This window comes from Streptomyces sp. NPDC050504 (genome assembly GCF_044458065.1).
Lineage (GTDB): Bacteria > Actinomycetota > Actinomycetes > Streptomycetales > Streptomycetaceae > Streptomyces.
Genome location: NZ_JBITHO010000005.1, coordinates 814,696 through 828,904 on the forward strand (window position 1 = coordinate 814,696; position 14,209 = coordinate 828,904).

Sequence of the window (14,209 nt, forward strand, 5' to 3'; positions counted from 1 at the left end):
GCCGCCGGTTCAGGCGGTCCGCACGCCCCGGTGGAGCGCCACGATGCCGCCCGTGAGGTCGCGCCACGCCACCTTCGACCAGCCGGCCTTCTGGAGCTTGGCGGCCAGCGCGGGCTGGTCGGGCCACTCGCGGATCGACTCGGCGAGGTAGACGTACGCGTCGGGGTTGGAGGACACCGCGCGCGCGACCGGCGGCAGCGCCCGCATCAGGTACTCCTGGTAGACCAGCCGGAACGGCTTCCACGTCGGCGTGGAGAACTCCGCGATCACGATGCGCCCGCCGGGCTTCGTCACCCGGTGCATCTCGCGCAGCGCCGCGTCGTAGTCGACGACGTTGCGCAGCCCGTAGGAGATCGTGACGGCGTCGAAGACCCCGTCCTTGAACGGGAGTTTCGTGCCGTCGCCCGCGGTCAGCGGCAGCCAGGGGTGGCGCTTCTTGCCCTCGCGGAGCATGCCCATCGAGAAGTCGCAGGGCACGACGTAGGCGCCGGTGGCGGCGAAGGACATCGAGGAGGTGCCGGTGCCTGCGGCGAGGTCGAGGACCTTCTCCGCGGGGCGGGCGTCGACCGCCTTGGCGACCTCTCTGCGCCACAGGCGGGCCTGGCCGAGTGAGAGCACGTCGTTGGTCAGGTCGTAGTTGCGGGCCACGTCGTCGAACATCGTGGCGACTTCGTGCGGCTGCTTGTCCAGGGATGCTCGGGTCACGTTTCCCATTGTGCCGTTCCGCCTTCCCCCGTCCGTCAGCGGCGTCGGTGGACGAGTCGGCCGCCGACGACCGTGGCCCGGCAGCCGCCGTCCGCCGCGAGGACCGCGAAGTCGGCGGGGCCGCCGACCGCGAGGACGTGCGGGGCGCCCTGGACCCGCAGCCCCGAACGGGTGACCGCGGTGCGCACGGCCGGGCGGGCGAAGGGGCCCGCGACGGTGGTCGTGCCGAGGGCGAGGAGCCGCTGCACCCCGCGCCTGGCGGACGCGCCCCAGCGGACCTCGGTCATGCCGAGCGCGGTCAGCGCGGCGCCGGTCAGCGGCTCGGTGCCGAGCGCGTCGGCCTCGCGCGGGTCGGGCCAGTAGGCGGCTTCCAGGAGGGCGGGGGCGTCGGGCTCGTGGCGGCCCGGGGTCAGGGCCCCGTCCCACTCCCGGGTCCTGGCCCGCTCCCCGTACGCGGCGGACAGCTCCTCGTACGGTCCGACGGCCGCGACGCGGTCGCCGTCCACGACAACCGCGTCCGCACCGCACTTGTGCAGCGTCAGCATCCCGCGCTCAGTTGGTGGAGATGAGCTTCAGCTCGGGGTGGGCCGTACCGCCCTCGATCGCGGTGGACGAGATGTGCGAGGCGACGCGCTCGTCGACCGGGTCGTCCGCCGGGTCGTCGTGGACGACCAGGTGCTCGTACGTGGTCGCGCGCTGCGCCGGGACGCGGTCCGCGCTGCGGATCATGTGGATCATCTCCAGGAGGTTGGAGCGGTGCTTGGCACCGGCGGAGGAGACGACGTTCTCCTCCAGCATGATCGAACCGAGGTCGTCGGCGCCGTAGTGCAGCGAGAGCTGTCCGGCCTCCTTGCCGACGGTGAGCCACGAGCCCTGGATGTGCGCGACGTTGTCGAGGAAGAGGCGGGCGACGGCGAGCATCCGCAGGTACTCGAAGACCGTGGCCTGCGTACGGCCCTTCAGCGCGTTGTTCTGCGGCTGGTAGGTGTACGGGATGAAGGCGCGGAAGCCGCCCGTGCGGTCCTGGACGTCGCGGATCATGCTCAGGTGCTCGATGCGCTCGGCGTTGGTCTCGCCGGTGCCCATCAGCATCGTGGAGGTCGACTCGACGCCCAGGCCGTGGGCGATCTCCATGATCTCCAGCCAGCGCTCGCCGGACTCCTTGAGCGGGGCGATCGCCTTGCGGGGGCGCTCGGGGAGCAGCTCGGCGCCGGCGCCCGCGAAGGAGTCGAGTCCTGCGGCGTGGATGCGGCGGATCGCCTCCTCGGGCGTGACGCCCGAGATGCGGGCCATGTGCTCGACCTCGGACGCGCCGAGGGAGTGGATGACCAGCTGGGGGAACTCCTTCTTGATCGCCGCGAAGTGCTCCTCGTAGTACTCCACGCCGTAGTCCGGGTGGTGGCCGCCCTGGAACATGATCTGGGTGCCGCCCAGCTCCACGGTCTCCGCGCAGCGGCGCAGGATGTCGTCGAGGTCGCGGGTCCACACCTTGTCGCTCTTGGGCGGGGCGTAGAACGCGCAGAACTTGCAGGCGGTCACGCAGGCGTTGGTGTAGTTGATGTTGCGCTCGATGATGTACGTCGCGATGTGCTCGGTACCCGCGTAGCGGCGGCGGCGCGCGGCGTCGGCGGCCTTGCCGAGGGCGTGGAGGGGGGCGCTCCGGTAGACGGCGAGGGCTTCCTCCGGGGTGATCCGGCCGCCCCCGGCGGCGCGGTCGAGGACGGCTGTGACATCAAGGTTGAGGTCGGCGTTCTCGGTCACCGGATGTCCCTTTCGGCAGGGTGTGCGCGGACCGATCCAGCCTACGCCAGGCCCTTCGGCGGGCGGCGGTACCCCTCCCCCGGGGCCCTCCGCCTGGGCCCCGCCCTCGGGGCCCCTCGCCCGGGACGCCCCCTACCCCGCCGTCCCCTCCTTACGGAGCGTTGCCCGGGGGTCGCCCGCCCTCGGTTCGTCCGAGGTGTACCGCACCGCTCCCGCGACCAGCTTCAGCCGCACCACGTGCGCCCCCGGCGTGCACGTGCTGTGCCTGCCGTTCGACGACCCCTCGGCGACCAGCCCCTCCTTCTCCGTCACGCCCTTCAGCACCAGGTTGTCCACGCAGCTCAGCGACCCCAGCGCGTCGTACTGGTTCACCGTGCCGATCCGCTCCCCGCTCCTGCCGTTCTTGATCGTCACCGTGAAGGTCCCGCCGTTCACCTCGGACCCGAGCAGCGTCACCGTGAAGGGCCCCTTCCAGATCCCGACGTACGCCGAGGGCACGGCCGCGGGGACGGAAGGCGGGGACGACGCGTCGGTCGGCGCGGGGGACGCCGCCCCGGTCCCGGCGGGCGGCGACGGCCTGCTCCCGCTGTCGGCCCCCTGCGCCGCGTCCTTCTTGTCCTCGCTCCGGAACATCCCGCTGAGGAAGGCCCCGCCCACGGTCACCGCCGCCAGCGCCCCGGCGACCGCGAGGGTCACCGTGCAGCTGACCCGCCGCCCCGGCCCGGCCGCGGGGGCGGAGGCGGACGCGGAGAGGGAGACGCCTGCGGCGGTACCGGTGGGCGCGTCCGGCGAGACGGGCGTGACCGGCGGAACCCCCGTGCCCCCGTACCCGCCCGACGGCGGCCCCTGGGGCAGCGGCGGCGCCCCGGACGACGGCGCCCCGAAGGACCCCGGCCCCGACCCCGGCACGGGCGGCACCGGCGGCCCGAACCCCACCGCCGGGCTGCTGAACGGCACGGGCCCCGAAGGCTCGTCCCGCGCGGGCTCCAGGTCCAGGATCCGCACCGCCGTCCGGCTCACCTCCTCCACCAGCGGCCCCGGCAGCCACCCGCCCGTCACCAGCTCCGCCGCCCCGCCCGGCGCGAGCCGCGCCGCGACCTCGGCGGGCGACGGCCGGTCCGCCGCCGCCTTGGCCAGGCACCCCGCGACGACCTCCCGCAGCTCCCCGTGGAGCACGGACAGCTCCGGCTCCTCGTGCACGACCTTGTAGAGCAGCGCCGCCGAGGAGTCGCCGGGGAAGGGCGCGGCGCCGGTCGCCGCGTACGCCAGCACCGCGCCCAGCGAGAAGACGTCCGCCGCGCCCGTGACGCCCTTGCCGAGGATCTGCTCGGGCGACATGTAGCCGGGCGAGCCGATCGAGACGCCGGTGGAGGTCAGGGACGCCGTGCCGTCCGTGGCGCGGGCGATCCCGAAGTCGATCAGCCGGGGCCCGTCGAGGGCCAGCAGGACGTTCGACGGCTTGACGTCCCGGTGGACCAGGCCCAGCGCGTGGACGGCCGACAGCGCCTCCGCGAGGCCCGCGCCCAGGGCCCGCACCGACCGCTCGGGCAGCGGCCCGCTCCCGGTGACCGCCTGGGTGAGCGAGGGCCCCGCGACGTACCCGGTGGCCACCCACGGCACGGGCGCCTCCGGGTCGGCGTCCAGGACCGGCGCCGTCCAGCGCCCGCCGACCCGCCGGGCCGCCTCCACCTCGCGCCTGAAGCGCGCCCTGAACTCCTCGTCGAGCGCGAAGTGCGGGTGCACGACCTTGACGGCGACCGTGCGGCCGCCCGTGCTGCGTCCCAGGTAGACCCGGCCCATCCCGCCCGCGCCGAGCCTGCCGAGCAGCCGGTACGAGCCGATGGTCCCCGGCTCGCCCGCGTCCAGCGGATGCATGTCCGTCCCCCTCCGGCCTCGCGGCCCTCCCCCGTGACTGCTCTGCCTTCCTCCAGCAGCGTAGGGCGCCACGTGCGCGGGATCACCACGATTGGTACGGCCCCGGAGTCAACCAATCCCGGATATCGCCCATCTCCCTGGGCGTAATCAGGCGGCTTGTCCGATTGCCCCCCGGGCACCGGCCACCGCCCGATCACCGACCTCTCCCCCTTTTGTTCCGTCCGCCCGCCGGACCGCCGACCCGAATCCGGAGCCCGTCCCATGAATCGCCTGCCCGAACCCCCCGCAGGGGACCCGTACGGCGCCCCGTACGAAGCCCCGTACGGGTCACGCGCCAGCGCCAGGTCCGAGGCCCGCACCCAGGCGAAGTCCAAGACCTGGCGCAGGGTGCGCGGCGGGCTGATAGGCATCACCCTGCTCGGCGTGGGCGCCGCGGGCGGGGTCGTCGGACACATGGCGTACGAGAAGGGGTACTTCGAGCGCGGCGAGCCGGTCACCTTCGGCTCCCCCAAGGAGTACGGGAGCGGCCAGGGCGCGGGCAAGGGCGACAAGGGCGGCGCGCGGGCCTCGGGGGACGCGGACAAGACGCAGTTCCCGACCGGCCCCGAGGCGGAGTTCAAGACCCAGAACTCCATCGACGACGGCACGAAGATCGCGTACACCACGCTCGACGGCAAGAAGTCCGGGTTCAAGGGGAAGGTCTGGGTCTGGGCGCCCAAGCAGTACTTCGAGAAGAAGTACGAGCGCAGCGGCTTCCCGGTGCTGATAGCCCTGCCCGGCGGCAACGGCTATCCCAACAATTACTGGATGGGCACCGACCTCAAACTCCAGAGCAGCATCGCGAAGTGGTCGAAGGAGGGCGCGAGCCTTCCGTTCATCGTCGTGATGCCCGTTCTCAACCCGGACGACAGGTACTACTACGACGGCAGTGATATTCCGGGCCAGCCGAAAATGGGCACCTGGATGACCGAGGACGTCCCCGATTTCGTGCGGGCGAATTTCCGCACCTTCAAGTCCCGCGACGGCTGGGCGTTCATGGGGTCGTCGTCGGGCGGGTTCGTCGGGCTGAAGTCGGTGCTGAAGCACCCGGACAAGTTCAAGGCCGTGATCGCCTCGGGCCCCGACACCGTGCCCGACTCCCCGCTGTGGAAGGGCCACGAGGCGGAGCGCGAGGCGAACAACCCGGAGAAGCTCGCCGCCGCGCTCGGCGCGAAGCCCCAGGACCCGGCGAAGGACGTCTACCTGGCGTTCCAGGTCGGCTCGAAGGAGTCGGGCGTGAACTCCCTGCGGAAGTTCTCCCAGACGTACGGGAAGGGCCGGGTCAAGACGCGGCTCAACGTCATTCCCGACGGCGAGCACAACGCGAAGACCTACGTCGGCGGGATGGCCGAGGGCTCGATCCAGTGGATCAGCGAGCACATGCAGGGCCCGATCGCGAGCGAGTGACGCGCCGGGGCCGGTCGGTCGGCCTGCCGGGTCCTGGTCAGCCGCCCAGCAGGTCCACCCGCACGTCGGCCGGGAAGCCGGTCGTCGGTCCGGTCATCCGGGCGAACTCCCGTACGCCGCCGAGCTGGTCGGCACCGAACCGGAAGTCCAGCGTCCGGAAGTACCGCTCCAGGACGTCCGCGTCGAACGCCTCCCAGCGCGCGGCCTGCTCCGCGACCTTGGTGACCTCTTCCAGCGAGAGCGCCATCGAGTCGAGGAACGCCTCGTGGACCTTCCGCACGACGTCGGGCTCGCGCGCCAGGTAGTCCTTGCGCGCGGCCCAGACCGCGAAGACGAAGGGCAGCCCCGTCCACTCCTTCCACATCTGTCCCAGGTCGTGGACCTGGAGGCCGAGGCGGGGGGCGTCGTGCAGCGAGGCGCGCAGCGCGGCGTCCCCGATCAGCACGGCCGCGTCGGCCTCCTTCATCATCGCGCCGAGGTCGGGCGGACACGTGTAGTAGTCGGGGGCGACGCGGTACCGCTCGGCGAGGAGCAGCTGCGCGAGGCGTACGGAGGTGCGCGAGGTCGAGCCGAGCGCGACGCGCGCCCCGTCCAGTCGCTCCAGGGGCAGCTGGGAGACGATCACGCAGGACATGACGGGGCCGTCGCAGCCGACCGCGAGGTCGGGGAAGGCGACCAGGTCGTCGGCGTTGCGCAGGAACTCCACGAGCGTGACCGGCGCGATGTCCAGCTCGCCGCGGATCAGCTGCTCGCTCAGCTTCTCCGGGGTGTCCTTGGTCAGCTCCAGGTCGAGGAGCGTGCCGGTGCGGGCGAGGCCCCAGTAGAACGGCACGCAGTTGAGGAACTGGATGTGGCCGACGCGGGGGCGGGGCCGGGACGGGTGACCACCGGCCCCGGTGACTCCGGCGGCCCCTGCGACTCCGGCGGCCCGGTCGGCGATTGCTTCGTTTTCCCCTGAAGTGTCCACATCGCGAGACTAAACCCGGGGGGTACGGGAAGGCGCACCGGGCCCGCGCGGCGGGGCTCGTGGCGGGCCTCCCGGCGGGGCTTGTGGCGGGGCTCGCGGCGGAGCGTCCGGGTCCTCCCGGAGGGGTGCTCCGGGGGTCTCCCGGAGGGGCCGCCGTCACCGAATCGGGGACCCGTCAAACCTCCGGGTGAAGTGATCTTTCCCTCTACCGCGGGATCCGGGCTGCGTGCTAGGCTCGCCCGCAAGTTGCAGTTTGGTTTCCCTTGCAGTACAGAGCCTGCGGAGCATGTGACTCCGTGGGCTTTTGTAGTTTTCAGACTTCTTTGCAGGTTCTGGAGCAGGGCAACCCTTTGGCCCAAGGAGGGCTTATGGCTACCGGAACCGTCAAGTGGTTCAACGCTGAAAAGGGCTTCGGCTTCATCGCCCAGGACGGCGGCGGCCCGGATGTCTTCGTCCACTACTCCGCGATCAACGCGTCCGGGTTCCGCTCCCTTGAGGAGAACCAGGTCGTGAACTTCGACGTCACGCAGGGCCCGAAGGGTCCGCAGGCGGAGAACGTCACCCCGGCCTAGTTGCCCGGGTCGGTCGATCGCGGCCGGATGTAGCAGTACCCAAGGAGCCCCGCCCGGCGAAAGCCGGAGCGGGGCTCCTGCCTTTGTGGCGGCACGCTCAACAGTCGGGCACCACGGCCCCGTTGTTGTCACGGGCCTCGTCGTTGCCCCAGCGCGCGAGGTAGTACGCCGAGACGTACGCGCCCCGCCCGTTCTTCCCCGGGTACACCGTGTCCAGGTCCGTCCTCAGCCACCAGTGGTTGAAGTTGCCCGAGCCGTCCCGCACCTCCTGGCCCCACACCTTGCAGTACACGTAGTTCGTGCCCTTGTTGAGGACGCCCTGCGCGTCCCCCGTGTTCGCGCCCGCGTACCCCGTCGCGTTGGCGAAGGTGTCGACCCAGTACTTGCCGCCCGTACCCGAGCAGCCGTTGTCGCTGGTCAGGTGCTTGCTGCCGTACGAGCCCGGATAGGGCGCGAGCGACTGGCCGTTGATGACGATGCTCTGGCCCGCGCCGTTGTACAGCTGCTCGTAGTGGATGTGCGCGCCGGAGCTGTTGCCGGTCGACCCCGTCGTGCCGATCTGCTGCCCCTGCGCGACCTGCGCGCCGTCGCCGACGGAGTACGCGGCGAGGTGGAAGTAGTACGTCTTCCAGCCGCCCCCGTGGTCCACCACGACGTAGTTCCCCGCACCGCTGGGCTGCGAGTGCCGGGTGGCGGTGCCGGCGGCCGAGGCGAGGACCGGCGTGCCCGCCGTCCCCCCGCCGTCCGACCTGACGAAGTCCAGCGCCTGGCGGACCTCGGCCGAGTGGTGGCTGTAGGTCCACTTCTGGCCGCAGGGGAAGGGCGCCTTGAAGTTCGGCGCGGCCTGCGCGGGGGTCGCGGTGGCCACGGCGGTGAGCAGGCCCGCGACGAGGGCGAGGAGAGCTGGCAGAGCGGTACGTGCCGCACGTGTGGAGCGCATCCGTCCTCCGGTGTCAGGAGAGTCAGTCGGCATGGAACGGACTTCAGAGTGCCAAAACCCCACCCGTCGCCACAGCCCCGCGCGCCGGTTCCCGCACCGGATGTCACACACCTGCCGCTTCCCCTTCGGCGGATCCCCTTCGGCGGATCACGGGCGGGACGCGGCTCGGGGGCCGTACGGCGTGAAATCCACGGGCCCGGTGCGCGCCGCGTACCGGATACTCCCACCCATGAACACGACACCCCTCCCGCCCGGCTGGGACGAGCGCGTCGCCGCCCTCTGGGACGCCTACGACGGCGACGACGAGCCCGTCGCCTTCCGCGCCCGCACGGCGGCGCTCGCCGCGGAACTGCCCGCCGGGCACCCGCGCGCGCTCTTCGAGCTGGCGTCGGCGAGCGACGCCACCGGCGAGGAGGCGGAGGCCGCCGCGTACTACGAGCGGGCGCTCGCGGCCGGCCTCTCCGGCGACAAGCGCCGCGAGGCGGTGATCCAGTACGGCAGCACGCTGCGCAACCTCGGGCGCGCCGCCGAGGCGGTCGACCTGCTGTACGCGGAGCGCGCGGCGCACTCCGACCGGCTGGACGACCCGCTCGCGGCGTTCCTGGCGTTGGCGCTGCACGACGCGGGGCGCGGGGAGGAGGCGCTGGCCCTGACGCTGACCACGCTGGCGCCGCACCTTCCGCAGTACGCGAAATCGGTGCGGTACTACGCGAACGAGCTGCACTCGGAGGGCCCCTGAGGGGGTGAGCCAGCTCGGGGCGGGCGGGTACGCGCGGCATCCGCCATGCGGGCGCGGTCGTCTGGCGCCCCCGGCAACCGGGCCCGCCCCCCAACGCCCCCGCCTACGCGCGTTCCAGGATGGCCGTCACCCCCTGTCCGCCCGCCGCGCAGATCGAGATCAGCCCCCTCCCGGGCGCGCCCCCCTCGCCCTCCGCCAGGAGCTTCGCGAGCGTCGCCACGATCCGCGCCCCGGTCGCCGCGAACGGATGCCCCGTCGCCAGCGACGACCCCGCCACGTTCAGCCGCTCCCGGTCGACCGGCGCCAGCCCCCGCTTCTCCCACGCCGCGAGCGTCGCCAACACCTGTGAGGCGAACGCCTCGTGGACCTCGTACAGCGAGAAGTCCGCCATCCCGAGACCGACCCGCTCCAGCATCCGCGGCACCGCCCACGCCGGGGCCATGAGCAGCCCCTCCGCGCCGTCCACGTGGTCGACAGCGGCCGTCTCGTACGCCGTCAGGTACGCCAGCGGCCGCAGGCCCCGCGCCGCCGCCCACTCCTCGCTCGCCAGCAGCACCACCCCCGCCCCGTCCGTGAGCGGCGTCGAGTTGCCCGCGGTCATCGTCGCGCCCGGCCGGTCCGTCCCGAACACCGGCTTCAGCCCGGCGAGTTTCTCGACCGTCGAGCCGGGCCTGAGGTTCTGGTCGCGGGTCAGGCCCCGGAACGGCACGACCAGGTCGTCGAAGAACCCCCGGTCGTACGCGGCGGCGAGCCGCTGGTGGCTGGTGGCGGCCAGCAGGTCCTGGTCCTCGCGGCGCACGCCCCACTCCCGGGCGGTGAGCGCGGCGTGCTCGCCCATGGACAGACCGGTGCGGGGCTCGGCGTTGCGCGGGACGTCGGGCACGAGGTGGCGGGGGCGGACCCGGGCGAGCGCCCTGACCCTGGCGGCGGTCGACTTGGCGCGCCGCGCCTCCAGGAGCAGCCTGCGCAACTCGTCGTTGACGCCGAGCGGGGCGTCGCTCGCGGTGTCGGCGCCGCCCGCGACCGCGCAGTCCACCGCGCCGAGCGCGATCTTGTTGGCGGCGGCGACGACGGCCTGGAGGCCGGTGCCGCACGCCTGTTGGACGTCGTACGCGGGAGTGAGCGGGCTCAGCCCGGAGCCCAGCACCGTCTCGCGCGCGAGGTTGAAGTCGCGGCTGTGCTTGAGCACGGCGCCCGCCACGAACTCGCCCACCCGCTCGCCCGCCAGGCCGAAGCGTTCGACGAGGCCGTTCAGCGCGGCGGTCAGCATCTCCTGGTTGGAGGCGGTGGCGTAGGGCCCGTCCGAGCGGGCGAAGGGGATGCGGCTGCCGCCGACGACGGCGACCTTGCGGATGGTCCTCGTACCGGTACCGGACAGCATCTCGACCAGCTCCTGACCCTTAAGTAACCTTACTCTGGAGTAAATCTACGACCGCGCAGGGAGTCTGGACAATGGCCGACCGCTATCTGCACTTCACCGCAACGGGACCCGGTCGTTTCCTGACCAGGCGGCTGGGGCTGCCGAGCCCCGCCGCGCTGCGCCGCTGGTCGCCGGAGCGGCCCGCGCTGGAGGGGCCCGTGCTGCACCTGGCGGCGGGCGCGTCGTCGCTGGCGCTGCCGGACGTGGGCCTGAAGGCGGCGGCGCCGGGGGAACGCCCGGCGGGGGTGGTGCTGGACGCGTCCGCGCTCGCGACGGTCGACGAACTCGCCGAGCTGCACCGGCTCTCGCACCCCGTGGTGCGCTCGGTGGCGCAGGGCGGGCGGGTGGTGGTGCTGGGCGCGGCGGTGTCGGCGACGGACCACCACCAGGCTGCGGCCCAGCAGGCGTTGGAGGGGTTCGTGCGGTCGCTGGGGAAGGAGATCGGCGGGGGCCGTACGGTCAACCTGGTCCGGGTGCGCGGGGACGCGGCGGGCCTGGAGTCGACGCTGCGGTTCCTGCTCTCGCCGCGGTCCGCGTACGTGAGCGGGCAGGTCGTCGAGGTAGGGGGCGGGCAGGCCGTCGGGGGCGGAGGCCGGGGGGTCGTCGAGGGCGGAGGCGGGGGCGCCGTGCCGCCCTTCGACCCGGACCGGCCGCTCGCGGGCCGCACCGCGCTGGTGACCGGCGCCGCGCGGGGCATCGGGGCGGCGGTGGCCGCGACGCTGGAGCGGGACGGGGCGCGGGTGATCGGGCTCGACGTGACGGGTGCGGACGTCGACGCCGACATCACGGCGCCGGACGCGGCACGGGTCATCGCGGACGCGGCCGGGGACGGCGGTCTTGACGTGCTCGTCCACAACGCGGGGATCACCCGGGACAGGCGGCTCGCCAACATGGCGGCGGAGCGCTGGAGTTCGGTCCTCGACGTGAACCTCGGGTCGGTGCTCCGCACGACGGACGCGCTGCTCGCCGACGGGACGCTGCGGCGGGGCGGGGCGATCGTGGCGACGGCGTCGATCGCGGGCATCGCGGGCAACACCGGCCAGACGAACTACGCGGCGAGCAAGGCGGGCGTGATCGGTTTCGTACGGGCCCTGGGCGCGGGGTGCGCCACGGGGCACGGGGTGCGGGTCAACGCGGTGGCGCCCGGGTTCATCGAGACGAAGATGACGGCGGCGGTGCCGTTGCTGATCCGGGAGGCGGGAAGGCGGATGAACTCCCTCGGGCAGGGCGGGCTCCCGGTGGACGTGGCGGAGGCGGTGGCGTGGCTGGCGAGTCCGGGGGCGGCGGGGGTGAACGGACAGGTGGTCCGGGTGTGCGGCCAGTCGCTGCTCGGCGCGTAGGGGGGCGCGAACGCGCCCCGTACGGGGCCCGGGGAACCGCGCGGGGGCGGGGCGGTCGCCGCACGTACCCGCCCCGCGCGAGCGGGCTCGTCACCGGCAGGTTTTCAGGAAGGGATGGGGGGACTGCCCACCGCGGGCGGACCCCCGCCCCGGGCGCCGGGACACCGCACCGCGCAACACCCCGCAGGCCGGGCGAACCCCGCCCCGGGAAAGCAGACGGACACCGGCAGACCGACCGAAGGAGCACCGTGTCAACGACCCTCACCCTCCTGCGCGCCGCCCTCGCCTCCCCCCTGAAGCGCCCCGGCGCGACGCCGCGGCTCCCCGGGAGCCGCCTCCACCTGCCCGCCGCCCGCATCGACCCCGCGCACCTCGCCGCGTACGCGGAGGTGTGCCGCTTCCCCGCCCCGGGAACCGGCCCGGGAACGGGCCCGCGCCCGCGCCCGCTCCCCCTCCCGTACCCCCACGTCCTCGCGTTCCCCCTGGCCATGCGCCTCATGGCGGCACGCGCCTTCCCGCTCCCGGTCCTCGGCCTGGTGCACACCGGCATCGGGATCACCCGTCACCACGCGCTCCTGCCCGACGACCGCCCCGACCTCACCGTGTACGCCCGCGAGCTGCGCCCGCACCGCAGGGGCACCGAGGTCGTGGTGGTCACCGAGGCGCGCCTCGCGGGCGACCTCGCGTGGGAGTCGCACAGCACCTACCTGGCCCGCCACGACCGCGGCACGGCCCCCGAGCGGGCGCGCACCGCCACCGCCCCGAAGCCCGCCGGGCCCGTCCCCGCCCTTCCCGTACTCGCGCGGTGGCACCTCCCCGGCGACCTGGGCCGCCGCTACGGCAGGGCCTCGGGCGACTTCAACCCGATCCACCTGCACCCGCTCACCGCCCGCGCCCTCGGCTTCCCCCGGGCGATAGCGCACGGCATGTGGACGCTGGCCCGCTGCCTGGCGGAGCACGGAGAGGGCGACCCCACCCGCGTACGGGCGGAGTTCAAGGCCCCCGTCCCGCTCCCGTCCACCGTCGCCTACGCGGCGGACGAGGACACGGGCGCCTTCGAGCTGCGCTCCCCGGACGGAAAGCTCCACCTCACGGGCCACATCCGAAGCACCGGCCCCTGAGGCCTCAGCCGCCGCCTCTGAGGCCTCAGCCGCCGCCCCCGGGGCTCCACCGCTCGCCCCGCATCAGGTCCCCGAGCCCCTGCCAGGCGAAGTTCATCAGCGTGGCCGCCGCCTCCTTCGCGCCGATGCCCGGCGTCTCGTTGGCCCACCCGGCCAGCGACTCGGCGGCGCCGACCAGGGCCTGGGCGAGGCCGGCCACATCGGTCTCGGCCAGCTCGTCCTCGCTGTGCGTCTCCCGCGCGGCCGCGTCGATGAGCCCGGTCACGAAGGCCACGATCTCGTCGCGCATCACCGCGACCTCCGCGGCGAACGGCTCCCCGTGCGTGCGGGCCTGCCGGTGCAGCACGGCCCACCCGTCGGGGTGCTCCGCGGTGTGCGTGAAGAACGCCGCGAGCCCGGCCCACAGCTTCCGGTCGGCCGGCACCCCGGCACCCGGCTCCACGGCGGCCCGCACGGCCGCCACCAGCGCCTGCGCCTCACGCCTGATGCAGGCCGTGAACAGCTCTTCCTTGGAGTTCAGGTACAAGTACACGAGCGGCTTGGACACCCCGGCCAGCTCGGCGATCTCGTCCATCGAGGCAGCCCGGTAACCGCGCTGCCCGAAGGTGCGCACGGCGGCGTCCATCATCTGCTGCTCGCGCACGGCACGCGGCATCCGCTTGCCCTTGACTGCGCCCATGTCGTCCGGACCTCCCCTTACTCCCGGGTAAGCGTACGACGAGGGCCCGCTCGTCCGTACGCACGGACGAACGGGCCCTCACGGTGTCACAGGCGGCGCCCCGCGGAGCGTTACGCGGTGGCCGGGGCCGGGCCCGCTGCCGGGCTCGGCTCGTCGATGGGCGACGACGACGCGTTCTCGTACGCCTCGTGGTCGAGGATCTTCTCGCGGGCCGAGACGATGACCGGGACCAGTGCCTGGCCGGCCACGTTGGTGGCGGTGCGCATCATGTCCAGGACCGGGTCGATCGCCATGAGGAGGCCGACGCCCTCCAGCGGGAGGCCGAGCGTCGAGAGGGTCAGGGTCAGCATGACGGTGGCGCCGGTGAGGCCCGCGGTGGCGGCCGAGCCGACGACCGAGACGAACGCGATCAGCAGGTAGTCGCCGACGCTCAGGGAGACGTCGAAGATCTGCGCGATGAAGATCGCGGCGAGCGCCGGGTAGATCGCGGCGCAGCCGTCCATCTTGGTGGTGGCGCCGAACGGGACGGAGAAGGAGGCGTACTCCTTCGGGACGCCGAGGCGCTCGGTGACCTTCTGGGTGACCGGCATGGTGCCGACCGAGGAGCGGGAGACGAAGGCCAGCTGGATCGCGGGCCAGGCGCC

Annotated in this window: 14 protein-coding genes; 5 read left to right on the top strand and 9 right to left on the bottom strand. The window is 73.4% G+C overall.

All coding sequences use genetic code 11. The annotated features are described in order from the left end of the window. Positions 1-9: 9 nt before the first annotated feature. The 4 genes from ACIBNE_RS22715 to ACIBNE_RS22730 form a co-directional block, all read right to left on the bottom strand. Entirely contained in the window at positions 10-705 is a 696-nt protein-coding gene (locus tag ACIBNE_RS22715; RefSeq protein ID WP_399274202.1) for a demethylmenaquinone methyltransferase, read from the bottom strand. A gap of 35 nt (positions 706-740) precedes the next feature. After that, entirely contained in the window at positions 741-1,250 is a 510-nt protein-coding gene (locus ACIBNE_RS22720; protein ID WP_399274204.1) for an imidazolonepropionase-like domain-containing protein, read from the bottom strand. Between the two features lie 7 nt (positions 1,251-1,257). After that, positions 1,258-2,466, bottom strand: coding sequence for a cyclic dehypoxanthinyl futalosine synthase (gene mqnC / locus ACIBNE_RS22725; protein ID WP_399274206.1), 1,209 nt, complete (start codon positions 2,464-2,466; stop codon positions 1,258-1,260). Positions 2,467-2,598: 132 nt separating this feature from the next. Then, on the bottom strand, positions 2,599-4,341 hold the full coding sequence (locus ACIBNE_RS22730) for a serine/threonine-protein kinase (RefSeq protein ID WP_399274208.1): 1,743 nt from the start codon (positions 4,339-4,341) through the stop codon (positions 2,599-2,601). Positions 4,342-4,602: 261 nt separating this feature from the next. Between ACIBNE_RS22730 and ACIBNE_RS22735 the strand changes: the two genes are divergently transcribed. Further along, positions 4,603-5,787, top strand: coding sequence for an alpha/beta hydrolase (locus tag ACIBNE_RS22735; protein WP_399274210.1), 1,185 nt, complete (start codon positions 4,603-4,605; stop codon positions 5,785-5,787). Between the two features lie 37 nt (positions 5,788-5,824). Here ACIBNE_RS22735 and ACIBNE_RS22740 read toward each other — a convergent pair whose 3' ends face one another. Beyond that, entirely contained in the window at positions 5,825-6,637 is an 813-nt protein-coding gene (locus ACIBNE_RS22740; protein ID WP_399274286.1) for a menaquinone biosynthetic enzyme MqnA/MqnD family protein, read from the bottom strand. A gap of 485 nt (positions 6,638-7,122) precedes the next feature. Between ACIBNE_RS22740 and ACIBNE_RS22745 the strand changes: the two genes are divergently transcribed. Next, positions 7,123-7,326, top strand: a complete 204-nt coding sequence (locus tag ACIBNE_RS22745) for a cold-shock protein (RefSeq protein WP_003967102.1) — start codon at positions 7,123-7,125, stop codon at positions 7,324-7,326. 97 nt (positions 7,327-7,423) lie between these two features. Here the strand turns inward: ACIBNE_RS22745 and ACIBNE_RS22750 are convergent, their stop codons facing one another. Continuing rightward, the gene (locus tag ACIBNE_RS22750) at positions 7,424-8,266 is read right to left on the bottom strand and encodes a M23 family metallopeptidase (protein ID WP_399274212.1); all 843 of its coding nucleotides are present in this window, start codon (positions 8,264-8,266) and stop codon (positions 7,424-7,426) included. 229 nt (positions 8,267-8,495) lie between these two features. Here ACIBNE_RS22750 and ACIBNE_RS22755 point away from each other — a divergent pair, with 229 nt between their 5' ends. Then, complete coding sequence (locus tag ACIBNE_RS22755) at positions 8,496-9,005, top strand: tetratricopeptide repeat protein (RefSeq protein ID WP_399274214.1); 510 nt, start codon at positions 8,496-8,498, stop codon at positions 9,003-9,005. A 103-nt stretch (positions 9,006-9,108) separates the two neighbouring features. On the opposite strand, the gene ACIBNE_RS22760 is transcribed toward ACIBNE_RS22755, so the two are convergent. Then, positions 9,109-10,386, bottom strand: a complete 1,278-nt coding sequence (locus tag ACIBNE_RS22760) for an acetyl-CoA C-acetyltransferase (RefSeq protein WP_399274216.1) — start codon at positions 10,384-10,386, stop codon at positions 9,109-9,111. 71 nt (positions 10,387-10,457) lie between these two features. Between ACIBNE_RS22760 and ACIBNE_RS22765 the strand changes: the two genes are divergently transcribed. Continuing rightward, positions 10,458-11,765 (top strand): 3-oxoacyl-ACP reductase, encoded by a 1,308-nt coding sequence (locus tag ACIBNE_RS22765; protein ID WP_399274218.1) that lies wholly within the window; start codon positions 10,458-10,460, stop codon positions 11,763-11,765. Between the two features lie 248 nt (positions 11,766-12,013). Further along, positions 12,014-12,886, top strand: a complete 873-nt coding sequence (locus ACIBNE_RS22770; RefSeq protein WP_399274220.1) for a MaoC/PaaZ C-terminal domain-containing protein — start codon at positions 12,014-12,016, stop codon at positions 12,884-12,886. A gap of 25 nt (positions 12,887-12,911) precedes the next feature. Here the strand turns inward: ACIBNE_RS22770 and ACIBNE_RS22775 are convergent, their stop codons facing one another. Both ACIBNE_RS22775 and ACIBNE_RS22780 read right to left on the bottom strand, forming a co-directional pair. Then, positions 12,912-13,565, bottom strand: a complete 654-nt coding sequence (locus tag ACIBNE_RS22775; RefSeq protein ID WP_399274222.1) for a TetR/AcrR family transcriptional regulator — start codon at positions 13,563-13,565, stop codon at positions 12,912-12,914. Between the two features lie 110 nt (positions 13,566-13,675). Beyond that, positions 13,676-14,209, bottom strand: a 534-nt coding sequence (locus tag ACIBNE_RS22780) for a dicarboxylate/amino acid:cation symporter (RefSeq protein WP_399274224.1), incomplete at its 5' end; no start/stop codon positions are given.

Coding starts and splice junctions, on each gene's coding strand:
- ACIBNE_RS22735 (WP_399274210.1), top strand. CDS start 4,603: ATGAATCGCCTGCCCGAACCCCCCGCAGGGGACCCGTACGGCGCCCCG.
- ACIBNE_RS22760 (WP_399274216.1), bottom strand. CDS start 10,386: ATGCTGTCCGGTACCGGTACGAGGACCATCCGCAAGGTCGCCGTCGTC.
- ACIBNE_RS22750 (WP_399274212.1), bottom strand. CDS start 8,266: ATGCGCTCCACACGTGCGGCACGTACCGCTCTGCCAGCTCTCCTCGCC.
- ACIBNE_RS22775 (WP_399274222.1), bottom strand. CDS start 13,565: ATGGGCGCAGTCAAGGGCAAGCGGATGCCGCGTGCCGTGCGCGAGCAG.
- ACIBNE_RS22745 (WP_003967102.1), top strand. CDS start 7,123: ATGGCTACCGGAACCGTCAAGTGGTTCAACGCTGAAAAGGGCTTCGGC.
- ACIBNE_RS22720 (WP_399274204.1), bottom strand. CDS start 1,250: ATGCTGACGCTGCACAAGTGCGGTGCGGACGCGGTTGTCGTGGACGGC.
- ACIBNE_RS22765 (WP_399274218.1), top strand. CDS start 10,458: ATGGCCGACCGCTATCTGCACTTCACCGCAACGGGACCCGGTCGTTTC.
- ACIBNE_RS22755 (WP_399274214.1), top strand. CDS start 8,496: ATGAACACGACACCCCTCCCGCCCGGCTGGGACGAGCGCGTCGCCGCC.
- ACIBNE_RS22730 (WP_399274208.1), bottom strand. CDS start 4,341: ATGCATCCGCTGGACGCGGGCGAGCCGGGGACCATCGGCTCGTACCGG.